A 25358-nucleotide genomic window follows, 5' to 3' on the forward strand; every position below is an offset into this window, starting at 1 on the left:
CATTCATTGTAAAAAATCGTTTCATTCTATTTTATCACAAATAGGGACAAAAGAGAGAAAAAAGACTTGATTCAACAAATCAAGTCTTTGCTTTTACTGCATTAGGAAGAAATTCCTCGTTGTTTTCGGATATAGTAATAAAGCTTTAGAATTACTGTTCCACTTGCCATTCCAATAGAAATAACAAGAGCTAACATAACCACCAAAGTCGCGCTGGCAATAGCATGGCTGTAATCGCCTGTCACAAAGAAAGCTGTCGTTCGATAGGATAAATAACCCGGCACCAAGGGGGCAAGAATGGCCAAGACAAAGACCACCGCTGGTGTCTTATAGACAATACTTAAAATCTGACTGATGCAAGAGCCAATTACTGCTGCGATAAAGGTCGCGACAATAACATTGGTTGGTTCTTTGAGCACGAGATAGAGGAGCCAAACGCCCATTCCCAAAACACCACCAGGTAGGAGCATGGAGCGTTGAACATTCAGTACGATTAGAAAGGTGATAATGGCGAGTAAACTCGCCACTGCTTGGAGCAAAATACTTGTTAGAGTCATCTTATGTCATCAAAACCAGGGCGACAGAGGTGCCTGCCCCTAAAGCGAGGGTAATGAGCAAAGATTCAAACATCTTGCTCATACCAGAGTTGATATGGTTGGTCATGATATCCCGTACCGCATTTGTCAGAGCAATCCCTGGAACAAAGGGCATGACCGCTCCTGCTATAATCAGGTCTGCTGTCGAAGGAAATCCTGTATAGCGGGCCCAGAACTGGGCAATTAATCCGAAAACAAAGGCACCCGCAAAGGCTGTTACAAAAGGAATTCGGATAAACTTCTCGACATAGAGAGAGAAGGCAAACCCAAATAAGGTCGCAATGGCAGCACCAAATGCGTCATAGACATTTCCCCCAAACATAATCGAGAAGAAAGGGGCACTGAGGGTCGCTGCTACGGTTACTTGGAACTTGGTATAAGGAAGGGCTTGATTGCCGATTTCTTTCAGCTTTTTAAAGGCTGTCGAAAGATTGATTTTACCGCCCACAAGCTCCCGTGATACTTGGTTGACATCACAGACTTTTTCAATGTTATAAGAGGATGAGGTTACCCGTTTCATCCGAGAAATATTGGTATTTTCAATAGAAAAGAAAATAGCTGCGGGCATGGCAAGAACATTGCAATCCATTATTCCCTGCGAATGGGCAATACGGATCATAGTATCCTCAACCCGATGAATCTCTGAGCCACTTTTCAGGAGAATGGTTCCTGCTAGCATAATCACATCAATGACGGCATTCAACTCTCTCGATTCGTCCATTTTCTCCTCCTTTTTTCTACTTCCTATATTTTATCACAAAATCTTGTGAAAAAAAATCTTTGTCATGAAATCATGACAAAGATTCGTTTAATCTCGAGAACTTTCGTGAGTTCCTTCACTATTAGATGAACTGCTAGAAGGAGTATTCCCTTGTTGATTTCCTTGTTGGTTCCCCTGGTTTGGACTTGTAGGAGAACCCTGGTTCCCACGTTGGGCAGGGTTAGAGGATGAAGTTGACGGTGGTGTTTTTGGTTTGTAGATGGAAAGTTTGATACGCGTACTTGCAAGATCAACCTGTTCTCCTGCTCTTGGCGTTTGACTTACAACAGTTCCTTCTGCCGTTCCTTCAGGAGCAGTCGATACTTCTACAACCTCAATATTTGCTTCCTTCACACCGACAATCTGAGTCAAGTTATTCTTTGTAAACTCGAGACTTGAACCGATGTAGTTCGGCATGCTGACACTAGTCACCTTCTTAGCCACTGTTAAGGTAATCGTAGTGGCTTTTGAGAGATCATAGGTCGAACCCGAAGCAGGGGTCTGTCTGAGGACGATTCCAGGTTCGCTTTCATTAGATTCTTCCTCTTCCATCTTGATTAGATTTTCAGGAACCTTCTTCTCCTTGAGTTCAGCTACAACATCCGTATACTTGCGTCCGACGTAATTGCTCAATTGGAAGGATTGCTTACCAGAAGAAACAATCAAATTGACCTTGGTCCCTTCTTTTCGGCCGCTACCAGCTTCTGGATCCGTTCGAATAACACGTCCTTCCGCTACTGTATCACTAGCCTCCGATTTCTCTTCACCAGCTTCAAACTTGGATTTTTTGAGTGCTTCTTTGGCCTCTGCAACGGTTTGTCCAGCTACGTCAGGAATGGCAATTGTTGCAGGTGTTCTTGACAAAATCCAGACCAAAGAGGCTGCAACCAATAGAAGACTGGCCAAAAGAATCATATAGCGAGCCTTAAACTTTCGTTTCTTGGCTGGCTTTGGCGCTGGAGCCGGCTCTGCGACCGGTTGAGTTGGTTTCTTTGGCTGAGGGCGTTCTTCCTGCGCCGGAGCTTTAGGAATCGATGTCAGTGTACTTTGTGGAACTTTAGGTAAAGTCTTAGTGTCTGCCTTACTCGCATCGTCAAAGACCAGTTTCGGTTCATTCCGACGATTATAAGACAAGCTAGTTGACAAGTCTACATACATTTCCGAAACAGACTGATAACGATCTGACAGCTTCTTAGCAGTTGCCTTAATGACAACATTTTCTAAAGCCTGAGGGACAGATGGATTTTCAGCTATGACGGACGGAAGTGGTTTCTGGAAATGCTGGAGGGCAATCGTAACCGCACTATCCCCATCATAAGGGATATGTCCCGTCAGCATCTCATAGAAGATAATCCCCATTGCATAGATATCACTCTGGAAGGTCGCTTTAGAACCACGCGCTTGCTCAGGTGACAAATAATGAACAGAGCCTAACATTGAGTTTGTCTGGGTCAGACTGGTCTCCGCAAAGGCTACGGCAATCCCAAAGTCCGTGACCTTAGCTGTGCCGTCAGGTGTCAAGAGGATATTTTGAGGTTTCAAATCCCGGTGAACGATTCCTCGAGTATGGGCTAAGCGCATGGCCAAGAGGATTTGCCCCATAATCCGAACCGCTTCTTCATTTGAAAGAGGATAGTGTTCTTTAATATAACGCTTGAGGTCAAGGCCTGCTACGTATTCCATAGCTAGGTACTGTTGACCATCTTCCTCACCAATATCTGTTATCCGAACGATATGAGGATGGTCCAGATCCGCCATGGCCCTCGCTTCACGCTGGAAACGTGCCACAGCAATCGGGTCCGTCTGGTAGTTGGTCCTCAGGACCTTCACTGCCACTTCTTCCCCGTCTAGGATCAAATCCTTGGCCAAGTAAACATCTGCCATGCCTCCTCGACCAATCTGCTTGACAATCCGATACCGCCCGGCAAAAATCTTGCCGATTTGGATCATTCTGCTGCCTCCTCGTTCATGTAAACAAGGGCAACCGTAATGTTGTCTAAACCTCCTGCATTGTTAGCAAAACGAATGAGGGTTGCCGCCTTGTCTGCTAGGGAAATATCGCTAGTTACGATATCATAAATCTCACTTGCCGAAATCATATTGGTCAAACCATCACTATTGAGCAAGAGATAATCTCCTGACTCCAGTGTAATCATCCCAAAATCTGGCTGAATTTCATCTTTTTGTCCGATAGACTGGGTGATGATATTCTTTTGAGGGTGAGTTTCTGCTTCTTCTGGAGTCAATTGACCAGCCTTGAGCAATTCGTTGACCAAGGAATGGTCACTCGTCAACTGGTGGTATTCTTCTCCACGAATCAAACCGATACGAGAATCTCCAATGTGAGCATAGATGGCTTGGTTGTCAATAAAAGCAACAGCTTCTAGCGTTGTTCCCATGCCTCTGTAAGCTTCGTCCTGACCTAGTTGATGAATTTTTTGATTTTCAATCTCCAGGTAGTGGGCAAACCACTCACGAACTTCATTGACTGAGTCAATTTGGGTATCCACCCAAGCCACACCAAGGTCTGTTACCGCCATCTCACTAGCGATATTTCCTGCACGGTGTCCTCCCATCCCGTCAGCCAAGATGATCATAGTGCGTCCTGCTCGGTTGACAAAGTGATTGACATAGTCCTGATTATTTGTCCGTTTCTGACCAACATCTGTTAATAATGCTATTTCCATTGTGTCAGTTCCTTCCTATTCTGATATCTTGCGAAATTGGCTAATAAAGAATCCATCACTTCCATACAATTCAGGAGTAATCAGGATGCAGCCATCTTTCAAGATATCTTTACATTCGTGTTCTAGTTTAACCTGCTCGAACTCGGGATGACTTTCTAAAAACGCCTCAACGACTTGAAAGTTCTCCTCAGAGACAATAGTACAGGTACTATAAGTTATTATACCACCTTTTCGTAGCGTTTGACAAACACTACCTAATATTTCCAGCTGAATTTCCTGTAATGATGTGAAATCTGATGTTTCTTTATTGTATTTGATGTCTGGTTTGCGACGTAAAAGTCCAATTCCAGAACAGGGAGCATCTACTAAAATCTTATCAAAAGAGTCCCGACCGAAAAACTCATGCACCTTTCTGGCATCCAATTTTTGCGTTTGCACTCGATCTGCCACACCCAGACGCTCCGCATTTTCTTGGATCAAGTCCAACTTATGATCATAAAGATCCAAAGCCGTCACCTTACCAGATGTGAGGTAAGAAGCCATATGGGCTGTTTTCCCACCAGGAGCCGCACAGGCATCCAGGACCTGTTCATCACCTTGTAGATCAAGAGTCGGAGCAACCAGTTGACTGGACTCGTCTTGGATGGTTATAGCCCCTTCTGCGAACAAATCATGTCCTGCAAAGTGGCCTTGCTCCTTGACCAGACCAGTGGCCGCTAAAGGGGAATCGGTCGCCTCTAACAAAGCTTTGATTTCCTCTTTTCGGCTCAAGTTGGTCACCCGTATGCTAGCTTTGTTGCGCACCAAGAGACTTTTAAAGATGGCTTGTGCTCTCTCTTCACCGTACTCTTCCTTGAGCTTAGATACTAGCCAAACTGGGAGAGAATAAGCAATGGAATCACGCTTGTTTTTGCGTTTGATACTGTCAATGTCTGGCCAGCCTTCTCGCAAAATACGACGAAGGACGGCGTTGACTAATTTTTCACTGCCTTTTTTACGCGCTTTGGCTAGTTCCACTGCTTCATTAACAACAGCGTGATTAGGAATCTTATCCAGATACCGAAGTTGGTAAGCGCTCAGGAGGAGCAGAATATAGAGCCAGTTATCTAGCTTATCCCGGTCTTCGATAAAGTGGGACAGGTACCATTCCAGAGTCAGTTTTCGGGCTACCGTACCGTAGACAATCTCTGTCACCAAACCCTTATCTGCTACTGAGATTTGAGTGCCCTTGAGGTGTTTATTTAAGGCAATATTGGAATATGCTTGGTTAACCAAAACATCCTCTAGCACTGCTAGAGCTAGACTTCTAGCCGTTTCTACTTTAGTCACCAAATCGTTCTCCTACAGTCAATGTCCGTCCGACTCCGTTGAGGAAGGAAGAAATGTCCATCTTAGGTTTCCCAGCTGGCTGCACTTGCTTGAGAGACAGAGCTCCTTCAGCCGTTGCGACAATCAATTCCTTCTTGCCAATAGACAGGATCTCGCCTGGAGCTCCCTGACCTTCTACTGGCAGGGCTTCATAAATCTTAAAGCGATCACCCTTGAGAAAAGTGTGAGCAACAGGCCATGGATTCATGCCACGTATTTGGTTGAAGAGTTGACGGTTAGTCTTATTCCAGTCCAACTTTTCTTCCTCTGGCTTGATATTTGGCGAGAAAGTGACCTGGCTTGGGTCCTGAGGCACAGGTTTGATCTCCCCGGCAATATAGGCAGGCAGGGTATCCAATAGCAAGTCACGACCAACAAGCGCTAATTTTTCAAACAAGGTGCCGACATTGTCCTCATCTGTGATAGGAATACTACGGCGGGAAATCATATCTCCTGCATCCATTTCCTTAACCATCTCCATAATGGTCACACCAGCTTCCTCATCCCCTTTAATCAAGGCATAATGAATGGGCGCGCCACCACGGTGTTTGGGAAGGAGGGATGCGTGAACGTTGACCGCAAAGTCCATGCTATCAAGGAGTTTACTTGGGAGAAACTGCCCAAAAGCAGCAGTGATAATCCCATCCGCCCCTAGCTTCATAATGTCTTCCATCTCTGGACTCCCAGATAATTTTTCAGGTTGGTAGATGGGAAGGCCTGCTTCTTTGGCAGCCTGCTTAACCGGGGTTTCTTGGATCACTTTTTTACGGCCGACAGCGCGGTCTGGCTGGGTCACAACAGCTAGAATCTCGTAACGATCATCTGATAACAAGCCCTTCAAAACTGTCGCTGAAAATTCAGGTGTCCCCATAAAGATTAGTTTTGTCATTTCTTCTCCTTCTTATAAAAATTGCTGCGGTTCGTGGTCAATGCTGAGACGAAGCTCGCTATTTTCTCGTTCTTGAGTCAAGGCCAAAACTCGATTGAGGGTTGGTCCTAGTTCATCTTCTAAACGGTATTTAATCAAAATCTGGTAATGATAAAGGTTGTGAGTACGGGCGATGGGTTTTGGCGTTGGTCCAAGGATTTTACTAGTTTCCGATAAACCTGAACGTAAAATTCCCATGACTTCATAGGCACGTTTGACAACCTCTTCTTCTTTCTTGTGAGAGAGGGTAATCCCAATGGTGAAATAATAAGGTGGGTAGCCAAGTTGGCGTCTGATACTCATTTCATAAGCGTAAAAGCCTTCGTAGTCTTGGTCTTTGGCAAATCGAATGGCATAGTGCTCAGGATTGTATGACTGGATCAAGACCTGCCCAGCCTTTTCTGCACGACCTGCACGGCCTGCCACCTGAGTTAAGAGTTGGAAGGTTCTCTCAGAGGAACGGAAATCAGGCAAGTTTAGGGCTGTATCCGCATTGAGGACTCCGACTAGGGTCACATTTGGAAAATCCAAGCCCTTGGCAATCATCTGAGTTCCCAGCAAGATATCTGCTTCCCCTCGGCCAAACTGTTCAAGAAGAGCTTGGTGACTACCTTTCTTGCGAGTCGTATCCACATCCATCCGCAGAATGCGAGCCTGAGGAAAGAGCTCTGCTAGCTCATCATAGGCTTTCTGAGTCCCCGTCCCGTAGTAGCGAATGCTGCGACTCTGACAGTTGGGACAGACATGAGGAATTCCCTTGGAAAAGCCACAGTAATGGCAGTTCATGGTCTTGGTATCCATGTGGAGAGTCAGAGAAATGTCACAGTTGGGGCAGCTATCTACCGTCCCACACTCTCGACACATAACAAAGCTAGAATAACCCCGACGGTTGAGCATGAGGACTACCTGCTCTTTTTTAGCCAAACGGTCTTGAATGGCTTCCAGCAAAGGAGGGGTAAAGTTTGACGTCTCATTCTGCCCGATATAGTCACGAAAGTCAATCACTTGAACTTCAGGAATAGTGGCTAAAGGATTGGCCCGTTGGGTCAGACGTAAGTGTTGATAGACACCTTTTCCAGCCCGCGCACGGCTCTCTAAGCTCGGTGTCGCCGAGCCGAGGACCAGGGCTGCTTGATTGTACTGGTCCCGTAGAATGGCGACCTCTCTAGCATGATAACGGGGATTGCTGTCTTGTTTGTAGCTGGCTTCATGCTCTTCATCGATAATCATGACACCTAGATTTTTCAAAGGAGCAAAGATAGCTGATCGAGCACCAACAACAACTTGGGCATCGCCGCGTTCGACCTTGCGCCATTCGTCGTACTTCTCACCATTGGATAGGCCTGAGTGAAGAATGGCTACTTTCTCACCGAAACGAGCAATGAAACGTTCCGTCATCTGTGGCGTCAGGGAAATCTCAGGCACCAGCAAAATGGCTGTCTTGCCCTTGTCCAAGGCCCCTTGGATGATCTGTAAGTAAACCTCTGTTTTCCCACTTCCTGTAATCCCTTGAAGGAGGAAAGGAGGCTGTTGACTGCCAATAGCACTGACAACGGCATCACGCGCCTGTCTTTGTTCTGGATTCAATTCCAAAGGTTGGCTGGCTTCAATGCCTTCAAAATAAACAGCTGAGCGTTGCACTTCCTTTTGGACTAGGGTTAGAGCTTCTTGTTCCACAAAAAAGTTGACTTGCTCCCGCGAATAAGACTCTAACAAGCTAGCCAGGGGAGCACTTTCAGGATGAGACAGCAGATAGTCTCTCAGCTCTGCCTTTTTCTTAGCACGCGCAGAAATCTCAATCTGCTCTAGTCGAGTATCATCAACCTCATACCAAGACTGGGTCTTGACCTTCTTTTGATCGACTGCCTGGTATTCTAAGCGGAGCAGACCTTTTCTAGTCAAGCGCATCATTTCTGCCTGCTTGGCAAGGTCTAGAGAAGAAAAGGCTAGCGAATCTTCTGAACCAAACAGACGCTCTCGGTCTGCCTGACTCAGACCTTCCAGAGGATAGAGAATCTTATCATAACTGGAGTTTAAAAATCCAGGCAACATGGCTTTTAGGATGGAGATTTTATAAGAAAAGACAGACTTGCGTAACTCCTCAGCCAGCCAGAGTTGCTCTTGAGTCAAGACGGGAGAAAAGTCTAGCACCTCTGCAATCTCCTTCAAGTCCTGATCAGCTTCTTCCTCATCTGACTGGAACTCCAAATCTAGCACAATCCCTTGGATCAAACGATTACCCTTGCCGAAGGGGACATGGACCCGCATACCGACTTCCAGCATGTCTACAAATTCCTCAGGGACCTTGTAACTGTAAGGCTGGTCCGTCTGCATCAGGGGAACATCCACGATAATCTTTGCAATAGCCATCTTCTCACCTCCTTCTTGTCAGTATATTCTTGCAATAGAAAAAATAAGATTGAGTCCCCCCAACCTTAAATTTTTTCACCATCTTCTTTTTCTTTAGCAATTTGCTCTTTGATTTTCTTTTCTTCTTCTTCTTTGCGGCGTTTTTCTTCTTCGATACGGAGACGAACCGCTTCACGTTTTCCTTCTGGATCTGGGTGAATGGTTACATTTCCAGACTCGATTTCTTCCAAAGCGCGAAGAGTTGATTTTTCAGACTTAAACTCTTGAGTTGCTGGCGCACCGGCTTCTAGTTCGTGGGCGCGTTTTGCTTCCAAGATTACGAGTGAATATTTTGATGGTACCTTGTCTAGCAAGGTATCAATAGAGGGTTTTAACATCATTTGCTTGTACCTGTTTCCTATAGTTTATCGAGTAGTTGGAGATTTTGGCAACATCTCCTGGTAGTGACCAATGACACGGTCCACACGGAAGTGCTCTGCTTCGATCACACGCTTGACACGTTCAGCAGCGAGGGGCACCTGATCGTTGACAATGGCATAATCATACTCACGCATGAGAGCAATTTCTTCCTTGGCTTTTTCGATTCGTTGGGCAATCACTTCAGCGCTATCTGTTCCACGACCTACCAAACGATCTTGCAATTCATCCAAATCTGGTGGCGTTAGAAAGATAAAGACAGCATCTGGAACCTTTTTCTTAACCTGAAGGGCTCCTTGGACTTCAATCTCAAGAAAGACATCGATTCCCTTGTCCAGAGTTTCATTGACATAGGTCAGAGGAGTTCCATAGTAGTTACCGACATATTCTGCATATTCCAACATCTGACCTTGACGGATCAGCTCTTCAAACTCTTCACGAGTACGGAAGAAATAGTCCACTCCATCCACTTCACCAGGACGTTGCGCACGCGTCGTCATCGATACAGAGTATTGAAATTGATTCTCAGAACTCTCAAAAATCTCTCTTCTAACCGTTCCTTTCCCAACTCCTGAAGGACCAGAAAAAACGATTAGCAAGCCTCGGTCTGCCATTATGTCTCCTTTAGTTAGTCTGTGAAATAAAGTAAAATTTCTCTCGGATACTGATGATAGTGTCAGTTATCCTTCTACAGTCTTTCTATCTAGTGTAACAAAAAAGCAGTAATTTTTCAACTGCTCTTTCTTATTTATTTAGCATAATCTACTGCACGAAGTTCGCGAATCACGGTTACCTTGATATTTCCTGGGTAATCGAGATTGTTTTCAATTTTCTCACGAACTTTGTGAGCCAAGATTGTGACTTTGTCGTCTTTGATTTGTCCTGGATTAACCATGATACGGATTTCACGCCCTGCTTGAAGGGCAAAGCTATTTTGCACTCCTTCAAAGCCATTTGCGATTTCTTCCAAATCATGGAGACGCTTGATGTAGCTTTCAAGAGACTCGCTACGAGCACCTGGACGCGCTGCACTCAAGGCATCTGCTGCAGCAACGATCACTGCAATGACGCTTTCGGCTTCGACATCGCCGTGGTGGCTAGCAATGGTATTCACCACAACTGGGTGTTCCTTGTACTTACGAGCCAACTCCGTACCAATCTCAACGTGGCTACCTTCAACCTCGCGGTCAATAGCTTTTCCGATGTCATGAAGGAATCCAGCACGACGGGCAAGAGCTGCATTTTCACCAAGTTCACTCGCGATGATACCAGATAACTTAGCAACTTCAATCGAATGACGCAAGACATTTTGTCCATATGAAGTACGGAACTGCAAGCGTCCCATGATCTTCATCAAGTCTGGATGAAGGTTTGGCGCACCAATCTCGTAAGCAGCAGCCTCACCATATTCACGGATTTTATTGTCAATCTCTTGACGGTTTTTCTCAACCAACTCCTCGATACGAGCTGGGTGGATACGGCCATCTTTGAGCAACATTTCCATAGTCATACGAGCAATTTCACGACGAATCGGATCAAATCCTGACAAGGTCACCACTTCCGGTGTATCGTCGATAATCACATCGACCCCTGTCAAACTTTCAAAGGTACGAATATTTCGACCTTCGCGTCCGATAATGCGTCCCTTCATGGTATCATCTGGTAGGTGAACTGTTGAGTTTGTTGACTCTGCTACATAGTCACCAGCGATACGCTGCATAGCCTGAACCAAGATATCTTTCGCAATCTTGTCTGAACGTTCCTTGACTTCTTGCTCAGCCTCACGAATGCGGCTAGCAATTTCCTTGCTCAAGTTTTCCTCTGTCTGAGCCAAGATAATATCTCGAGCCTCAGTTTGGGAAAGGGAGCCGATACGTTCAAGTTCAGCTTCTTTTTGTCTTTCGACTTCCTCTAATTGCTCTTCACGTGCATCAAGGTTTTTTGCTCTATCAGAAATACTTTGTTCTTTTTGTTCAAGTGTTTTTTCTTTGTTCGTCAAATTGTCGTCCTTACGGTCAAGGCTCGTAGCTCTCTCCGTCAAACGACTTTCAATTTGCTTGAGCTCCTGACGTTCTGACTTAAATTCAGCGTCCACTTCTTCACGGTATTTTCTGGCTTCCTCTTTGGCCTCCAATAGTGCTTCTTTTTTAAGAGACTTGCTTTCGCTCTTGGCTTCATTTAGCAATAAATCCGCTTCGCGCTCAGCTTGTCCTCGTAAATTAGTTGCTTCTTGTTCAGCATTTAGAAGCATCAACTCTGCAGCCTCTTGAGATGATTTCATCTTAGCTGAGATGCTGACATATCCAATGACTAAACCAATGATGACGGCAAAAACAGCAATCGCAAGTGTCATGATTTCCATGTTTTTACCTCATTAAATTGTTTATCGAATGACATACATTCCTTAATATTCTATCATAAAAAACCGATTTCCACAAACCCAAATTGAAGAGTTTTGTGTGAATTTTTGAAGAAATCCCTTAGATTTTCAAGTAAAATTAAGAATCTTTAAAAATTTAAATTTCCACGAAAAACGAAGCAAAAGAGCCTACCTTTCAGTAGACTTAGTAATGATCTTTGAAGGACAAGAAAGCCACGCTATCTCCATCTATTATATAAATCAAGCGATTTTCTGCATCAATGCGCCGCGACCAAGCTCCTTGATAGTCATACTTGAGTGGTTCTGGTTTCCCCATTCCTACAAAAGGATCGCGTTGAATATCCTTGATTAATTTATTGATCCTTTTTAATGTTTTCTTATCTTGGTTTTGCCAATAGCAATAATCCGCCCAGGCATCTTCTGTAAATTTGAGCAGCATTCCTCACTCCTCAATCACATGCACCTGAGTGCTTCCAGCACGAACTTGAGCCATTCCTCGCAAGACCTTGTCAGAAAGTTCCTTATTTTGAGCGATTCTCAGGGTTTCCTGAATACTATCCCACTCGCTCTTTGAAAGGACTACAATATCCTCATCTGGATTTTTATTGACCACCGTCAAAGGCTCAAATTCATCATTTACCTTCTTCATGTAGTCCTTTAAATGATTTCGGAATGTTGAATAAAGAACTGCTTCCATAACCATACCTCGTTTTACCTCTTTTCCACTATTATACACGAAAAGAAAGGAATTGTCAGGAACTTGTACAAGATTTTTCTTTTCTATCTATTTATTCGAAAAAATCTCAAAAAGCCTACCTTTCAGTAGACTTAGTTTAATTCTATTTTGATAGGCACTCTGCCAAAATTCTGCTCTGCTATACTTGGCTGGCCTAGTCGGTATATCTGGTCTGCCTTTTGGGTCATGGTATCCCAAGGTTCTTTGCCAATTCGGCTGACTAGATGGACCTGCCCTTTCAGAGACTTGAGATGTTGTCTGCCTTTTTCAGTAAAGCCAAGGACATGGATGGCTTCTGGCAAGTCGCTTTCTCTGGCCTGCACCAAGATATAAGTCAAGAGGCGTCTGACACGCGCTTTTGTGTAACGTTTGGTCGCAACTGCCTCGACCAATTCCTCCACAGACTGGGCTATCTTGATGGCATCCTTGATACGCACTGCCATTTCTTGATTGACCTGATAGATGGTCGTCAGGTCTGGATTTGACAAGATTTGATAGCGGAGCAAGGGAAAATAATCATCCCAACTCACCTTACTGGCCTGCTCAAAGAGGTCAAGAGAAGGCATAAAGCGTTCTAAGAAATCTTTGTCCCTCTGGTGCTGACGGAGGGCTGTCGCCGAGGCAAAGTCCACATCCTTGTCCACAGAATGATAACCCGCTCCCTGACGCTGAATCGGCTCAAGCTTGATGTTGCGTCCTGCAACCGCCTTGGCATAGGCCAAAGCTAGAACATGATTGGGCATATTGCCAGAAAAATCAAGACCTGCAAATTCCTTCCACATAGCTTGGGTTTTCTGGGGATAAGATAGTGAATCAGGCAGATTTTCCACAAATTTCTCCATCTCAGCACCTTGCTCTGTGTATAAGTCAGATATCTTTTGATAATCCAGAACTTCTTCTGTCCCGAAATCTAGAGTATCAATCCCCAACCGAGCCAAGATATCCACAGCTCCTTGGCCAAAGAAATCTGCCGCCTGAACACTGACTAAAAAGGGCAATTCCACTACCAGATCAGCGCCATTTTCAAGCGCCATCTGGGTTCGTGTCCACTTGTCCACGATAGCCGGCTCTCCTCGTTGCATGAAATTTCCAGACATGGCAACGATTTTCAGCCCCTCTGCTTGATCCAGCAGGTATTTATGCCCATTATGAAAAGGATTGAACTCCGCGATAATACCTGTGATGGTCATGATGTTCTCCTACTTCTGCGCGACAAAAAACCAACGGGTACTTGTCTCTGTCGGCTCCTTATCCTCAAAGTCCGCATAGAGTTTGAAGGTCTTGAAACCAGCCTGCTCCAGCAAAATATCATAGGTCAAAACTTCATAGGTCCGCTCCTCATGCACTTCATCGTGGCGACTAAAGGAACCGTCAGCCTCCTTGATAAAGAAAGTCAACTCATGCACGATGGAGTGAGGAGCTTCGTCCTCATAGGTGTCCCAAAGCATGGCAAAATCTTCCGCATTTTCATGATAAGAATAGCCTGGAAAAACCTCATCCGTCTGGTAGGTTGAATGCACGTCAAAGATGAAAACTCCATCTTCATTGAGGGCACTATACACTTCCTTAAAGACGTCTCCTACCTCGACCTCATCCTGCATGTAGCAGATAGAGTCCGAGTAGCACGTAACAAGGTCGTATTGACCTACCTTGGATAAGTCCAGCATATTGCCTTCAATAAAATCAATTTTTTGCTTGGCTGAAGTAGCTCTTTTCTCCGCAATCTTCAGCATATCCGCGCTCAAGTCAAATCCAGTCACATCAAAACCAGCCTGAGAAAAGCGCACAGACTGGATACCTGTCCCGCAAGCCAGTTCCAAAAGCTTCTTTCTCTCCTTAGTCTTAGGGAAATGACGCAGAGAAAAATCCGTCCATTTATCGTATAAACTGTCATCCATGACCGAATCATAGACCGCCGCAAAGGTTTCATAAGTTGCCATAATTAAGATACAAAGAGCGTTAAAAGCTAAGAGAAAATAGGAAGCTTTCTGCTGTATCATCAGATACAAAGGAAGTTCCTCTTTTTCTCGCAGCTTTTAGCTCGTGTTCAGTTTCGAGATGAACAAAACACGACGCCCTTTACCTTTCTATCTATTTTCTAAAATAAGCAAAGAAACCCAGTTGACTACAACTGAGTTCATCTACTAGGCCAAGGCTTCAGAAATATCTACAGACTCCGCCTCATGCCATAGCTTCTCTAGGTTATAGTGGGCACGCATTTCTTCTGAGAAGATATGCACAACGACACCACCGAGGTCTAGCAAGACCCAGCCTCCAGCTGCATCGCCTTCAACATGACTGCCTTTAAAGCCTGCTTCCGCTACTTTTTCACGGATATTATCTGCGATAGCGTCCAACTGACGGCTGTTCATCGAGCTAGTGATAACAAAGTAGTCTGTCACGCTGGTCAAATCTTGTACGTCAAGTGCAAGGATATCCTCCGCACGTTTCTCATCAGCCGCTTTCACGACTAGTTCTAGTAATTCTTTTTCGTTCATTTAGTCCTCTTTCAAATAGTGCACAAAGGCGTTATAGGTTTCAAGGGTTTGGGGATAGATGGGGAATCCCTGATGAGCTAGATGCTCCACGGTACGAGCTGTTTCGTAGGCCACTGCCTTATTGAGCGATAGCTCAGCAATCTCACGCGCCGCATCCACTCCTGGAAAGGCACGATTGTGCTCGATATAATCTGCGACGTAGACAACTTTATCTAGGTCTGTCATCTGACCAGCCCCGACTGTATGGATTTCAATAGCTCTTAGGATCTCCGGATTACGCAAATCCAAATCTTCCTGAATCTTGTAGATGCCAACCATGCCATGCCAGACATTATTGCCCCAGTTTTTGAGGTCAGGGTCTAGATGGTAACGGTCAATCAAGTCTAGGAATTCCTGATCTGACAACTTTTTAGCATAGTCATGGAGAAGACCTGCTAGTCCTGCTTTCTCGGCATCGACTCCAAATCTCTCAGCTAGTTCTATGGCTGCACGCTCTACACCCAGACAATGGGTCAAACGTTTTTCAGGCAGAAGCTCTGCCATTTTTTCCAACAAAGCCTCTCGGGAACAGTTGATATAGTCTTGGTATGCCATCAGTAGAGCCCCTCCTTCTCGATGTAGTCTAGCACTGGCTGAGGTAGGAGAAAGTTAGGTTTCCGACCTTGGGCAATGAAGTCACGCACCATGCTGGACGAGATGTCCATGAGAGGCACATCCACCCAGATAACTGGATAGGAAGTCCCTGCCTTGTAGCGCGGGCGCTGAACTCCAACAAACTGAACCATTTCGACCAGCTCATCAATTCGGTACCATTTAGGCAGATAGTCCACCATATCAGCCCCGATAATGAAGTAATAATCCGTATCTGGATGTTGCTCGGTCAAAATCTTCATGGTGTCGTAGGTGTAGGAAATACCCTTACGTTCTAACTCAATGGTTTCAATGTCCAGACCTTCAATCCCCTCTATCGCCAACTCAAGCATCTTGAGACGGTGGTGTTCAGGGATGGTTTCCTTTTTATCCACATGAGGTGGTTGGTATTCGGGCATAAGCAGGACCTGGTCCAGTCCTAACTGTTGTCGTACTTGGTCCGCCACAACAAGATGGGCATTGTGAACAGGGTTAAAATTTCCCCCTAAAATCCCGACTTGTTTGCGTTTTTTCTCCTTGATTTCTGGCTCCAACTCTACCTTGGTAAAGGGAGTCAATAATTCGATTGCCATAGGCTCGTCTTCCTTTAATTCTCTGTAAAAACAGTTGTTTGGAGTAGGTTTTAGATTTCTTTGACTTTTTTAGAAATCTTGCGATTTTCTTTCTTGCTGGATTGTTTATACAAAATCAAGATGCGTCCGATTTTTTGGACTGTATCCACACCGATTTCTTCTTCCAAGATTTCAGCTACTTCGTGGATGTTTTCATCTGTGTTTTGCAAGAGCGTAACTTTAATCAATTCACGGGCGTCAAGAGCTTGACGTACGCTGGTTTTGATTTGGTCGTTGAGACCATTTTTCCCGATTTGGATGATGGGTTTGAGGGTGTGTGCCTGGCTGTTGAGGAAGGCACGTTGTTTTGATGTTAATGACATAATTTCTTTAAAAGAGTTTCTTTTAATACTTTTCTGAAGTGGTGACGGACGTCAGCAAAGTCCTTCGGACTTTCATGACTAAAATTTGAGCCTAAGGTCTCAAATTTTCCGCAGTTGGTACAAGCGCTTGTACCAACTGACACCACGGCGAAAAGTATTCGTTATGGGCTCGCAGAGCTCGCCCGAATCTAGACAACTCTTTCCTTTCTGTGTTTAAATGATTGCTTTTCGTGTGACGACGGCGACGCCTTCTGGTGCCCAGACGTCGACTTTGGCGGTGCCTGTTACGCGGATCCAGCCTAGTCCTGAGATGACCAGGTCTGTCTTGTCCTTAATGGTAAATACATGCCGGACTAGTTTTGGAAAATCTTCTTTTTCCTTGCTATTTGGTGGTGTCAAAAGGGTTCCGAGGTGCTTGTCATAAAAGGCACTAGCGCCTTCTAGCTTGGTACGGTGGAGTTTGAGTTCATTATCAAAGAAAGCTGTAAATCCTTGCTTTTCTCCTGATATGAAGTCAAAGCGTCCAAGACCACCTAAAAACAGGGTTTGTTCAGGGTTAAGTTGATAGGTTTTGGGCTTGATTTCCTTTTTAGGGCTGACATACTTGAGGTTTTTAGCCGTCAAGTAGTGGGCCATCTGGTGGCGGTGGATAATCCCTGGTGTATCGTAGATATAGGCTCCGTCGTCAAGTGGGATTTCAATCTTGTCCAAGGTTGTCCCCGGAAAACGCGAAGTCGTGATGACATTCTGGTCACCCGTGATTTCTTGGATAATGGCGTTGATAAGGGTTGACTTTCCAACGTTGGTCACACCAACTACGTAGACATCACGGCCCTTGCGGTAGTGTTCAATCTTGTCAATGACTTCTTTGATGGCATGCTTATTCTGAGCCGAAGTCAAAACGACATCTACTGGACGAAGTCCTTCTTCGTGGGCACGTTCCATGAGCCACTGGCTAATCTTGCCCGGCTTAACTGACTTGGGCAGGATATCTTTTTTATTTCCCACCAAGAGGACATCATTGCCCGATACAAAGCGTGGCAAGCCTGGGATAACTGATCCATTGAAGTCAAAGATGTCAATGACATTGACTACCAAGGCATCACTATCTCCCACTTCGTGCAAGAGTTTGAGGAAATCATCGTCCGTCAACTGGACATCTGTGATTTCATTGTAGTGGCGGAGACGGAAACAGCGTTGACAATAAACTTCTCCAGTCTCCAAACCTTTTTCAAGTGCCGACTGGGGAGTGAAACCAAGACCAGCCTTGTCTGTCGTCTGAATGGTTGCTCCACAACCAATACAGAGAATTTCTTCCATAGTTAAATTCCTTTTTTATATGTAATCGGTCCATACTTTTCAGTAATTTTACGCATGACACGGCGCTCGCGAGCTCGGTTAATCTGCGTTTTGATGGAGTCGTGTTGGACCAAGGGTTTGACTAAGATCGAGCAAATACCTGCACGATGCGCTGCTCGTATATCCGTCATGAGCTGGTCGCCGACCATGACCACTTCATGTTTCTCATAGTGGAATTCCTTCATGGCACGGTCAATCCCAAATGTGAAAGGCTTCAATGCCCAATAAACGTAATCAATCCCAAACTTCTCAACTGCACGTTGAACCCGTTTTTTGGTATTATTTGAGACTACGATGATGCGAATGCCCGCGTCCCGAAGGTCATGTAGCCATTGCTTCATCTCTGGCGTCCCATCAGGGTTGTTCCAAGCAATGAGAGTATTATCCAGATCGACCAAAACAGCCTTGATTCCCTGCGCTTGCAGGCTTGGGACTGTCAGATCATAAACTGCTTCCACAGCAAAATCTGGCATATAATTTTCAATCGCCATTCTGGCTCCTTTTCTTTTTAATTTCTAGCAATATTCTTTAAATATTGGGCTAAGACTACCCATAAAATGAGACTAGCTATCAAAATATAAATCCAAGCATTTGGTTCATCTGCAAACGGTAAAGGAACATTCATTCCGAAGAATCCTGTAATAACCGCAAGGATAGCTAGCAAGACTGAGATAATGGTCAAAGTTGTCAAATTATCATTTAGATTATTATTTAGGATGTTGTTGTAAGAGGCTGAGAGTTGTTGCAAAACTTGAGAAATCAAGTCTGTCATCGAAACCAACTGATGTGCTTCAATCATGGCATCGTCAAACTGCTCTCTTTCTACCTCATTAAAATTGCGATAAAGAGCATGCCCTTGGATGTGTTCCAAGAGGAGACGATTTTGTTTGGCAGCTGCTGTCAGGTAAACCATACCAGTTTCCAAGTCAGAGAGGGCAAAAAGATTCTTTTTAGTTGTTTTTTGACGAAGAAGTGCACTGATTTCATCCTTACTTTTATCCATCTCTTCAATAACTGGATAATAAGCATTGCTTATAATCTCTAAACTGGCAAAAAGAAATTTGTAGATTGAAACAACTTCATGGCTTTCAAGATAGGTTGCCATACGTTTAATCACATAACTATTCTTGTGATTGCTAATTGTGATCAGCCGTTGTTTTTCAACGATAAAGGTCATCGGAATCGCTTCATAATATTCTTTGTCTTTTTCTAAATCAAGAACATTATAAATGAAGGTGACCGTTCCCGTTTCACGGTGATAGTCCATGTGGGCACGCTCATTTCTATCCAGAGCATACTCGATAGTTTCTTTGTCCAATCCATAGACATCCGAAAGGTCTTCCATGTTTTTAATCTTGTCCACATCAAGGTCTATCCATGTACAATCGTGACCTAATTTTTTCTCTACAAATAGCATACTCTCTCCTTTACCAAACTCCTTCTATTGTACCATAAATCTGCTAAAATAGCCGGCCTATTCAGTACGAGATAGATTGCTGACGACGGTGATATTGCGATTGGGAACAAAGTGAAGGGCTTGATCGTCACCTCGCAGTTGCGTTGTACGGATTCCTACGCTAACGACCTTTCCAGAAACGGTAATCGGTCCATTTGTCAGAACGACTTCATCACCCACATCAAGCTGGCGTTCAAAAAGGATGAAGAAGCCATTAATGACATCGGATAGAAAGCCTTGCGCCCCCATACCAATGGCCACCCCAGCAATCCCCGCACCGGCAAGGAGGCTAGAAACTGGCAGTCCTAAAATAGACAGGATACAGTAGAGCAAGAAGAAATACAGAATGTAGTTAAAGACATTCTCCAGCAAACGCGAGATGGTTTTTTGTCTTCCTGCATCTCGATTTGAAAATTTAAGTGAGGGCTTGACAATCTTTCGTACAGTCGCATGAAGCATCTTTTTAGCTATATAAAATAGTAAAAACAAAATCAAAAGAGAAATCACCTTGGTCAAGAGATTCTCTAAAATAGTTGTTAAGTCAAGTTTATCAAAATAGCGTTGAAAAAAATCTTGCATATAAAACTCCTTTTTCCTATTATACCATAAAATCGTCCTTCTCTTTTCTTTCATAATTATTCAATTATCATCTCTATTTTCATAATATCACTTGCCTCTATGGCATATTTATACTATAATTATAAACAATACATTTGAAGGAGACTGCTATGAAACGAATCATTAGAGCCTGGACCAAGGCAAGCCTCATCAAACGAATCCTTATTGGAATGATTTTTGGAGCTACATTGGGGATGCTCTTTCCAAACCTTACAGGAATCGGTCTGCTTGGAGACCTCTTTGTAGGCGGACTGAAAGCCATCGCTCCTATTTTGGTTTTTGCCCTTGTTGCCAATGCCCTTTCCCAACACCAAAAGGGACAAAACACCAATATGAAGACTGTTATTTTCCTATACTTGCTTGGAACCTTTGCCGCTGCATTGGTGGCTGTTCTAGCTAGTTTCTTACTACCTGTGCAAATCACCCTGACCAGCGCAAATACAGAAGTTGCTGCTCCTGACGGTATCGGTCAAGTCCTCAGCAATCTCCTACTCAAACTGGTGGACAATCCTTTGAATGCCATTGTTGAAGCCAACTATATCGGGATTCTCTCTTGGGCAGTTATCTTTGGCTTGGCTATGAGAGAGGCAAGTAAACACAGCAAAGAATTGCTGAAAACCATGGCAGATGTCACCTCTAAAATCGTGGAATGGATTATCAACCTAGCTCCCTTTGGGATTTTAGGCTTAGTGTTTAAGACCATCTCAGACAAGGGTATTGCCAGTCTGGCTAACTACGGTGTCCTCCTAGGACTCTTGATTGCTACCATGGCCTTTGTTGCTCTCATCATCAACCCGCTCATCGCCTTTCTCTTTATGAAGAAAAATCCCTATCCCCTTGTTTTGAAATGTCTACGTGTCAGTGGTATTACAGCCTTTTTCACTCGTAGCTCTGCCGCCAATATCCCTGTCAATATGAAACTCTGCCAAGACTTGGGACTGAATCCTGACACCTACTCTGTCTCCATCCCGCTTGGTTCGACCATCAATATGGCTGGCGCTGCTGTTACCATAAATGTCCTGACTCTAGCTGCCGTCAACACACTCGGAATCTCGGTAGACTTTGGAACCGCATTTGTGCTCAGTGTCGTGGCTGCCATTTCTGCCTGCGGAGCCTCTGGAATCGCTGGGGGATCCCTTCTCCTCATTCCTGTCGCTTGTAGCCTCTTTGGGATTTCCAACGACTTGGCTATGCAAGTTGTCGGAGTCGGTTTTGTGATCGGAGTCGTTCAAGACTCCTGCGAAACAGCCCTGAACTCTTCAACAGATGTCCTCTTTACAGCGGTTGCCGAGTATGCTACAAACCGAAAACTTCGCCCCTAGTCTCCGACTCCTCGTTAAACACTTGACTCTATTAGTTTAGGAAATTTTCATGTCCCTCACTCAACGTACGACCAAACTGGTCTTAGCGACCTGTCTCGCTTGTTTTCTCGCTTATTTTTTAGATTTATCATCAGCAGTTTCAGCTGGAATCATCGCTCTCTTAAGCCTCTCCGACACGCGCAGAAGCACGCTGAAATTAGCACGTAACCGCCTCTTTTCCATGCTCCTAGCGCTCGCTATCGGTGTTCTAGCCTTTCAGCTGACGGGCTTTCACATCTGGAGTCTGGGCCTCTACCTGGCTCTCTATGTCCCTCTTGCTTACAAAATGGGCTGGGAAATCGGCATCACACCTAGCAGTGTCTTGGTCGGTCATCTCTTGGTACAGGAGTCTACTTCCCCAGATCTCTTGCTTAATGAAGTGCTCCTCTTTCTCATCGGGACAAGCTTTGCACTATTGGTCAACCTTTATATGCCCTCTCGTGAGAAAGCCATCCAAAGCTACCACCTTCAGGTCGAAGAAAAGTTAAAAGACATCCTGCTTCGTTTTAAATACTATCTGTCAAGAGGAGACGGACGCAATCAAGCCCAACTCGTTGACCAATTAGACAAGCTCCTCGATGAAGCTCTCAAACTAGTCTACCTGGATCACTCGGACCACCTCTTTCACCAGACGGACTACCACATCCACTACTTTGAGATGAGGCAGCGACAAAGTCGTATCCTGCGAAATATGGCCCAGCAGATCAATACCTGTCATCTGGCCGCCAGTGAGAGTTTGATCTTGGCTCAACTCTTTTCAAAGATTGCTGCCCAGCTAAGCCAGACCAATCCTGCTCATGACCTACTTGATGACATCAAACGCTATCTGCAAGTCTTCCGCAATCGGAGTCTCCCGAAAACACGTGAGGAGTTTGAAACCCGTGCCACCCTCCTGCAGCTACTACGAGAAGCTGAAACCTTTATCCAAGTCAAGGTCGATTTTTACCAAAAATATGGAAACTAGAACGCAAAGAACCTCAGAGGACTTCCTCAGAGGTTCTTTTGTTTTGCATTTGGAAGGAAAGTTCATCCTCTCGTACTGTTCTCAAAAAAGAAATAGCAACTCCTAATCGTCCATCACACCGCCTGTAAGCTGGTACATGAGGTAAATGTGCTCCAAGACTTTTACCTTATCCATGTGGTCTACATCTTTAAAGCCTCCTAATGCCAAAAGTGGAACGAAACCGAAACACTCATCGTAGGCTAATTGACCATGTTTGGCAACAGCTTTTTTATAGAGTGGGATATCAAAATAATCATCTTTGAAATCTTCATCATCAACATACTCTATGAAACGATCCATACGCTTAATCATAATATCTAAATCCTGAATATTGTATTGGACAATTCCTACATAGGCATTCTCTTCCCAAGTAATAATATCTCCAAATGCTGTTACGAACATAGGAAAAGCGACATCTCCTCTGAAATAGCTATCTTGAAGAAGCTCTAGATAATCATCTGGATTGATGACTTTTAGATAACCATCTAAAAAGGTTCCCAGGCCATCTTCCTGCCAAATTTGAACTAACTCAGCTGGAACTTGATTTTTATATTTTTCAATAACATCTTTGGGCATATCTGCCACTTTGACAAAGTTTTCTAACATTTTATCCTCCAATTCGCATTAACAGCAATGCTCAAAAAATCGCATTCTTCAAAATGTAATCAAGCTTATATTACTTTTTATTATGCTCTCTTTGGAAAGCTTCCATAGCCTTGAACTTCTCTAGTTCTTTTTCGTTAGCTGGTTGCTTGCCGAGATATTTGTATTCAAATAAGTCCATTCGAGCACTTGGACCATAACCACTTTCCAACCATGGAGCATAGTCATAGTCGACCGAAAGCTTGTTGTTATCATCTAAATGGATGATACAAATATACCAATCTGCCAAGTCATTTTCAATAAACACTCTTTTCAGATCTTCTGATTTTTTAAATAAAACCTTGTTTTCGCTTAGAACATCCATCATCGATAGACCAAAATCTTCTGGCATTTCCAGATGGTAATGATATTGATTTTTATATTTGAAAAAGAAATAAGCCCCTCCACTATAGGTCTTGTCCATCTCGATTACAATATACAAATCATCCCACTCAACTGGAATCATATCGTTGGCTTGATGCACGATTTCGATAATTTTTTCATTAATCTGTTGTTCCATATTCCCCTCCAATTTGATTCTATCATTGTTTCACTACAATCCTAGTATACCATAAACCCTATATCCCACTCCTTGATAAACTGCAAAAAGACCCCCTCGAAGGTGGTTAGAGCAAAAAATTTTTTGAACTAATAAATTGTAAGGCAAAAATCCAAATCCATAGAGTGTTCATCGTAGCTACCAGCTCCTTTCGGAGAGCTACTCTATAAAATTGCGTGCCTCATTCCCATCAGATATGTAATAGATTCCATCAATGACGGAATTCGCACATCAGCTGAAAGGAAGATCGGACTTACAACGGATATTGATGAGTTTTAAAAAAAGCAGGTCTCTACTCCTGCTCCTGAAAAAAGATAAAAAATTGATTACACTACAGAAGGCCTCATAAAATCATAAACATCTATCTGATGCTCTTCAAACAATGCTTCTAACTTCTGCGCTCCTACTTCGGCTCCATGCTTTTCTATAAATTGAAGCTCAGCTTCTGTAATAGGGATAGCTTGTAGCCACGTAACATACTCTTCATCAAAATCAAAAGACTCCAGTTCCCACAAGAAAGGCTGAGTGAAAAATATATGATTTACTTTCGCATTAGGATAGTAATTTCGAATTATATTTGGATAGACTGCACCGGGGGAGATGCTATATTCTCCTCTCACGATATTAAAACCACAGTCTGCTATAATATTTGGAAAATATTCCAGCTCTGCATCAGCTGCCCCAATGATTTCAACTCTTAAAGGCTTATCATTTATTCGACGATAAATGGTATATTCAGATAAGCCGATTGTTGCTGCTGTTGTTAAATAATCGTCCGGACGATTCTCTCCAATAAATAAATCTAATTTGTTATCGTGATTTCTAAATGTATAGGCTTGAGGAACTCCCCCTACAGCTCTGGCTATTTCCTGTGCAATTTTAATTTTATCGTATTTCATTTCATTTCATTCTCCTCTTAAAGTTTGGTCCAGCATGAGCTATGTTATCTTTCAGTTTCACTACACTCTTCTGGAAATTCTCAACGAAGGCGTTATAGCTTGATGATAGCTCTGCCAGATTATCACCAAATTAACTGACTCTACAATCCTAGTATACCATAAACCCTATGGACTAGCGTTTGGAAAACAATAAAAGACCGCCTCGAGGGTAGTCCTTTGTTATCAATTGTCCATTTCATTATTTTACAAGTTCTTCAACTGGATGGCCGTAAAAATATTTCATACCTTCCGTCCAGTCTTTGTCTGATAAGTCATCAATATAACGAACCATCAAATCAATTTCATTTTTTGAAATAAGAGCATTGGTGTCCACTGGGACCTGCTTGCCTGTATAAATAGAAAGAAGGGAAGCCTGAAGATAAAGATGGTATTTCTGTTCTTTTTGAGCAGCGATGTAAAGAGCAGTCATAATTTCTTGTGTAAATAAACCAGGAAAAACCTGAAGAGTTTTATAATAATAGTAATCTAAGTTCTTGTGCTTTATTACATCAAAATATAAACTTCCAACTTCTTCTAATCTTGCATTTTCTTCTATAATTGAACGATAGTTGAGAAAACTATCCAAAGCATCTTGAATAACGTACTCCACTTCGGTTTCTGTATCTTCCCACTCCTCCCACAGAGTAAGAAGGTAAGGAACGACTTCATAGGACATTGTTTCCACAGCGCCAGCGACAAAAGTAAATACCGCAAATTCTGAAGCCGAACTTAAAAAATGAAAATTTTCAACTTTTTTTAAATCATCATGTGTACAAACTGAACAAAACAATCGAATACAAATATTGAGTACTGCTTCATCTTTTGTCTGGTTCATCAAGTCAATCAGCAAGTTTTTTACTGTAAAATCTCCCTTTTTTAAGATTTCATCAATCAGCAATACACATTCTCTCTCATCATTTACTGAAAGTAAGCCCCTTTTTAAATCTTCAAGCGCTACTGAACTAACGTGACCGAACGACATTCCTGGCATTAACAGTTTGTTTCCCATCCCCGTTCTCCTTTTATCTCAATACTTTTTTTGGAAATTTGTTACTTGCTTTCTGACCGATGCTAAGTTATCACCAAATTTACTGGCT

At 43.6% G+C, this 25358-nt stretch carries 28 protein-coding genes; 2 read left to right on the plus strand and 26 right to left on the minus strand.

All coding sequences use genetic code 11. The features are described 5' to 3' along the window. Window positions 1-101: 101 nt before the first annotated feature. The 22 genes from M1F65_RS05275 to M1F65_RS05380 all read right to left on the minus strand — a co-directional run bounded on the left by M1F65_RS05275 (window position 102) and on the right by M1F65_RS05380 (window position 19719). Window positions 102-557, minus strand: a complete 456-nt coding sequence (locus tag M1F65_RS05275; RefSeq protein ID WP_000176909.1) for a threonine/serine exporter family protein — start codon at window positions 555-557, stop codon at window positions 102-104. A 1-nt stretch (window position 558) separates the two neighbouring features. Continuing rightward, the gene (locus tag M1F65_RS05280; protein WP_000344540.1) at window positions 559-1317 is read right to left on the minus strand and encodes a threonine/serine exporter family protein; all 759 of its coding nucleotides are present in this window, start codon (window positions 1315-1317) and stop codon (window positions 559-561) included. A gap of 87 nt (window positions 1318-1404) precedes the next feature. Beyond that, window positions 1405-3306 (minus strand): Stk1 family PASTA domain-containing Ser/Thr kinase, encoded by a 1902-nt coding sequence (gene pknB, locus M1F65_RS05285; protein ID WP_084945389.1) that lies wholly within the window; start codon window positions 3304-3306, stop codon window positions 1405-1407. Then, entirely contained in the window at window positions 3303-4043 is a 741-nt protein-coding gene (locus tag M1F65_RS05290; RefSeq protein ID WP_000401527.1) for a Stp1/IreP family PP2C-type Ser/Thr phosphatase, read from the minus strand. Before M1F65_RS05290 ends, pknB begins: the two co-directional genes overlap by 4 nt. Window positions 4044-4058: 15 nt before the next feature. Next, complete coding sequence (rsmB, locus tag M1F65_RS05295; RefSeq protein ID WP_162284850.1) at window positions 4059-5372, minus strand: 16S rRNA (cytosine(967)-C(5))-methyltransferase RsmB; 1314 nt, start codon at window positions 5370-5372, stop codon at window positions 4059-4061. Beyond that, entirely contained in the window at window positions 5365-6300 is a 936-nt protein-coding gene (gene fmt / locus M1F65_RS05300) for a methionyl-tRNA formyltransferase (RefSeq protein ID WP_042902798.1), read from the minus strand. The genes rsmB and fmt overlap by 8 nt, the downstream gene beginning before the upstream one ends. A gap of 12 nt (window positions 6301-6312) precedes the next feature. Further along, entirely contained in the window at window positions 6313-8709 is a 2397-nt protein-coding gene (locus tag M1F65_RS05305; protein ID WP_247925601.1) for a primosomal protein N', read from the minus strand. A gap of 65 nt (window positions 8710-8774) precedes the next feature. Next, window positions 8775-9089: a DNA-directed RNA polymerase subunit omega gene (gene rpoZ / locus M1F65_RS05310; RefSeq protein WP_002874282.1), complete on the minus strand. Its 315-nt coding sequence runs from the start codon at window positions 9087-9089 to the stop codon at window positions 8775-8777. A gap of 24 nt (window positions 9090-9113) precedes the next feature. Then, window positions 9114-9740 (minus strand): guanylate kinase, encoded by a 627-nt coding sequence (gene gmk, locus M1F65_RS05315; protein WP_000775041.1) that lies wholly within the window; start codon window positions 9738-9740, stop codon window positions 9114-9116. Between the two features lie 134 nt (window positions 9741-9874). Beyond that, complete coding sequence (locus M1F65_RS05320; protein WP_000404957.1) at window positions 9875-11488, minus strand: ribonuclease Y; 1614 nt, start codon at window positions 11486-11488, stop codon at window positions 9875-9877. A 202-nt stretch (window positions 11489-11690) separates the two neighbouring features. Continuing rightward, window positions 11691-11945: a Txe/YoeB family addiction module toxin gene (locus tag M1F65_RS05325; RefSeq protein WP_000924722.1), complete on the minus strand. Its 255-nt coding sequence runs from the start codon at window positions 11943-11945 to the stop codon at window positions 11691-11693. Between the two features lie 3 nt (window positions 11946-11948). After that, on the minus strand, window positions 11949-12203 hold the full coding sequence (locus M1F65_RS05330) for a type II toxin-antitoxin system Phd/YefM family antitoxin (RefSeq protein ID WP_000388572.1): 255 nt from the start codon (window positions 12201-12203) through the stop codon (window positions 11949-11951). Between the two features lie 131 nt (window positions 12204-12334). Further along, complete coding sequence (locus tag M1F65_RS05335) at window positions 12335-13432, minus strand: nucleotidyltransferase (RefSeq protein WP_070568021.1); 1098 nt, start codon at window positions 13430-13432, stop codon at window positions 12335-12337. A 9-nt stretch (window positions 13433-13441) separates the two neighbouring features. Then, window positions 13442-14182, minus strand: a complete 741-nt coding sequence (locus M1F65_RS05340; protein ID WP_247925699.1) for a class I SAM-dependent DNA methyltransferase — start codon at window positions 14180-14182, stop codon at window positions 13442-13444. A gap of 204 nt (window positions 14183-14386) precedes the next feature. Continuing rightward, window positions 14387-14740 carry a ribosome silencing factor gene (gene rsfS, locus M1F65_RS05345; RefSeq protein ID WP_001003007.1) on the minus strand — a complete coding sequence of 118 codons (354 nt, stop codon included), beginning with the start codon at window positions 14738-14740 and terminating at the stop codon, window positions 14387-14389. Further along, entirely contained in the window at window positions 14741-15334 is a 594-nt protein-coding gene (yqeK, locus tag M1F65_RS05350; protein ID WP_247925602.1) for a bis(5'-nucleosyl)-tetraphosphatase (symmetrical) YqeK, read from the minus strand. Beyond that, window positions 15334-15963 carry a nicotinate-nucleotide adenylyltransferase gene (locus M1F65_RS05355; protein ID WP_042902804.1) on the minus strand — a complete coding sequence of 210 codons (630 nt, stop codon included), beginning with the start codon at window positions 15961-15963 and terminating at the stop codon, window positions 15334-15336. Before M1F65_RS05355 ends, yqeK begins: the two co-directional genes overlap by 1 nt. A gap of 50 nt (window positions 15964-16013) precedes the next feature. After that, window positions 16014-16325 carry a ribosome assembly RNA-binding protein YhbY gene (gene yhbY, locus M1F65_RS05360; protein WP_000060171.1) on the minus strand — a complete coding sequence of 104 codons (312 nt, stop codon included), beginning with the start codon at window positions 16323-16325 and terminating at the stop codon, window positions 16014-16016. Between the two features lie 213 nt (window positions 16326-16538). Next, window positions 16539-17645 carry a ribosome biogenesis GTPase YqeH gene (gene yqeH, locus M1F65_RS05365; RefSeq protein ID WP_070535810.1) on the minus strand — a complete coding sequence of 369 codons (1107 nt, stop codon included), beginning with the start codon at window positions 17643-17645 and terminating at the stop codon, window positions 16539-16541. 2 nt (window positions 17646-17647) lie between these two features. Beyond that, window positions 17648-18175, minus strand: coding sequence for a YqeG family HAD IIIA-type phosphatase (locus M1F65_RS05370; protein ID WP_070535813.1), 528 nt, complete (start codon window positions 18173-18175; stop codon window positions 17648-17650). Window positions 18176-18192: 17 nt separating this feature from the next. Beyond that, window positions 18193-19101, minus strand: a complete 909-nt coding sequence (locus M1F65_RS05375) for a magnesium transporter CorA family protein (protein ID WP_000899715.1) — start codon at window positions 19099-19101, stop codon at window positions 18193-18195. Window positions 19102-19158: 57 nt separating this feature from the next. Beyond that, window positions 19159-19719: a mechanosensitive ion channel family protein gene (locus tag M1F65_RS05380; RefSeq protein ID WP_001150569.1), complete on the minus strand. Its 561-nt coding sequence runs from the start codon at window positions 19717-19719 to the stop codon at window positions 19159-19161. A gap of 149 nt (window positions 19720-19868) precedes the next feature. Here M1F65_RS05380 and sstT point away from each other — a divergent pair, with 149 nt between their 5' ends. Both sstT and M1F65_RS05390 read left to right on the plus strand, forming a co-directional pair. Further along, window positions 19869-21080 carry a serine/threonine transporter SstT gene (gene sstT, locus M1F65_RS05385; protein ID WP_049501121.1) on the plus strand — a complete coding sequence of 404 codons (1212 nt, stop codon included), beginning with the start codon at window positions 19869-19871 and terminating at the stop codon, window positions 21078-21080. 49 nt (window positions 21081-21129) lie between these two features. Continuing rightward, window positions 21130-22083: an aromatic acid exporter family protein gene (locus M1F65_RS05390; RefSeq protein WP_227231901.1), complete on the plus strand. Its 954-nt coding sequence runs from the start codon at window positions 21130-21132 to the stop codon at window positions 22081-22083. Between the two features lie 102 nt (window positions 22084-22185). Here M1F65_RS05390 and M1F65_RS05395 read toward each other — a convergent pair whose 3' ends face one another. The 4 genes from M1F65_RS05395 to imm47 all read right to left on the minus strand — a co-directional run bounded on the left by M1F65_RS05395 (window position 22186) and on the right by imm47 (window position 25270). Next, window positions 22186-22728, minus strand: a complete 543-nt coding sequence (locus M1F65_RS05395) for a T6SS immunity protein Tdi1 domain-containing protein (protein ID WP_213952251.1) — start codon at window positions 22726-22728, stop codon at window positions 22186-22188. Window positions 22729-22798: 70 nt separating this feature from the next. Further along, complete coding sequence (locus tag M1F65_RS05400) at window positions 22799-23284, minus strand: immunity protein YezG family protein (protein WP_213952252.1); 486 nt, start codon at window positions 23282-23284, stop codon at window positions 22799-22801. Between the two features lie 365 nt (window positions 23285-23649). Then, a complete protein-coding gene (locus M1F65_RS05405; RefSeq protein WP_000872726.1) occupies window positions 23650-24222 on the minus strand; it encodes a suppressor of fused domain protein in 573 nt (190 codons plus the stop codon). A gap of 238 nt (window positions 24223-24460) precedes the next feature. Beyond that, complete coding sequence (imm47, locus tag M1F65_RS05410; RefSeq protein WP_247925603.1) at window positions 24461-25270, minus strand: Imm47 family immunity protein; 810 nt, start codon at window positions 25268-25270, stop codon at window positions 24461-24463. Window positions 25271-25358: the final 88 nt, after the last annotated feature.

This window comes from Streptococcus oralis, assembly GCF_023109195.1.
Classification (GTDB): Bacteria; Bacillota; Bacilli; order Lactobacillales; family Streptococcaceae; genus Streptococcus; species Streptococcus oralis_BV.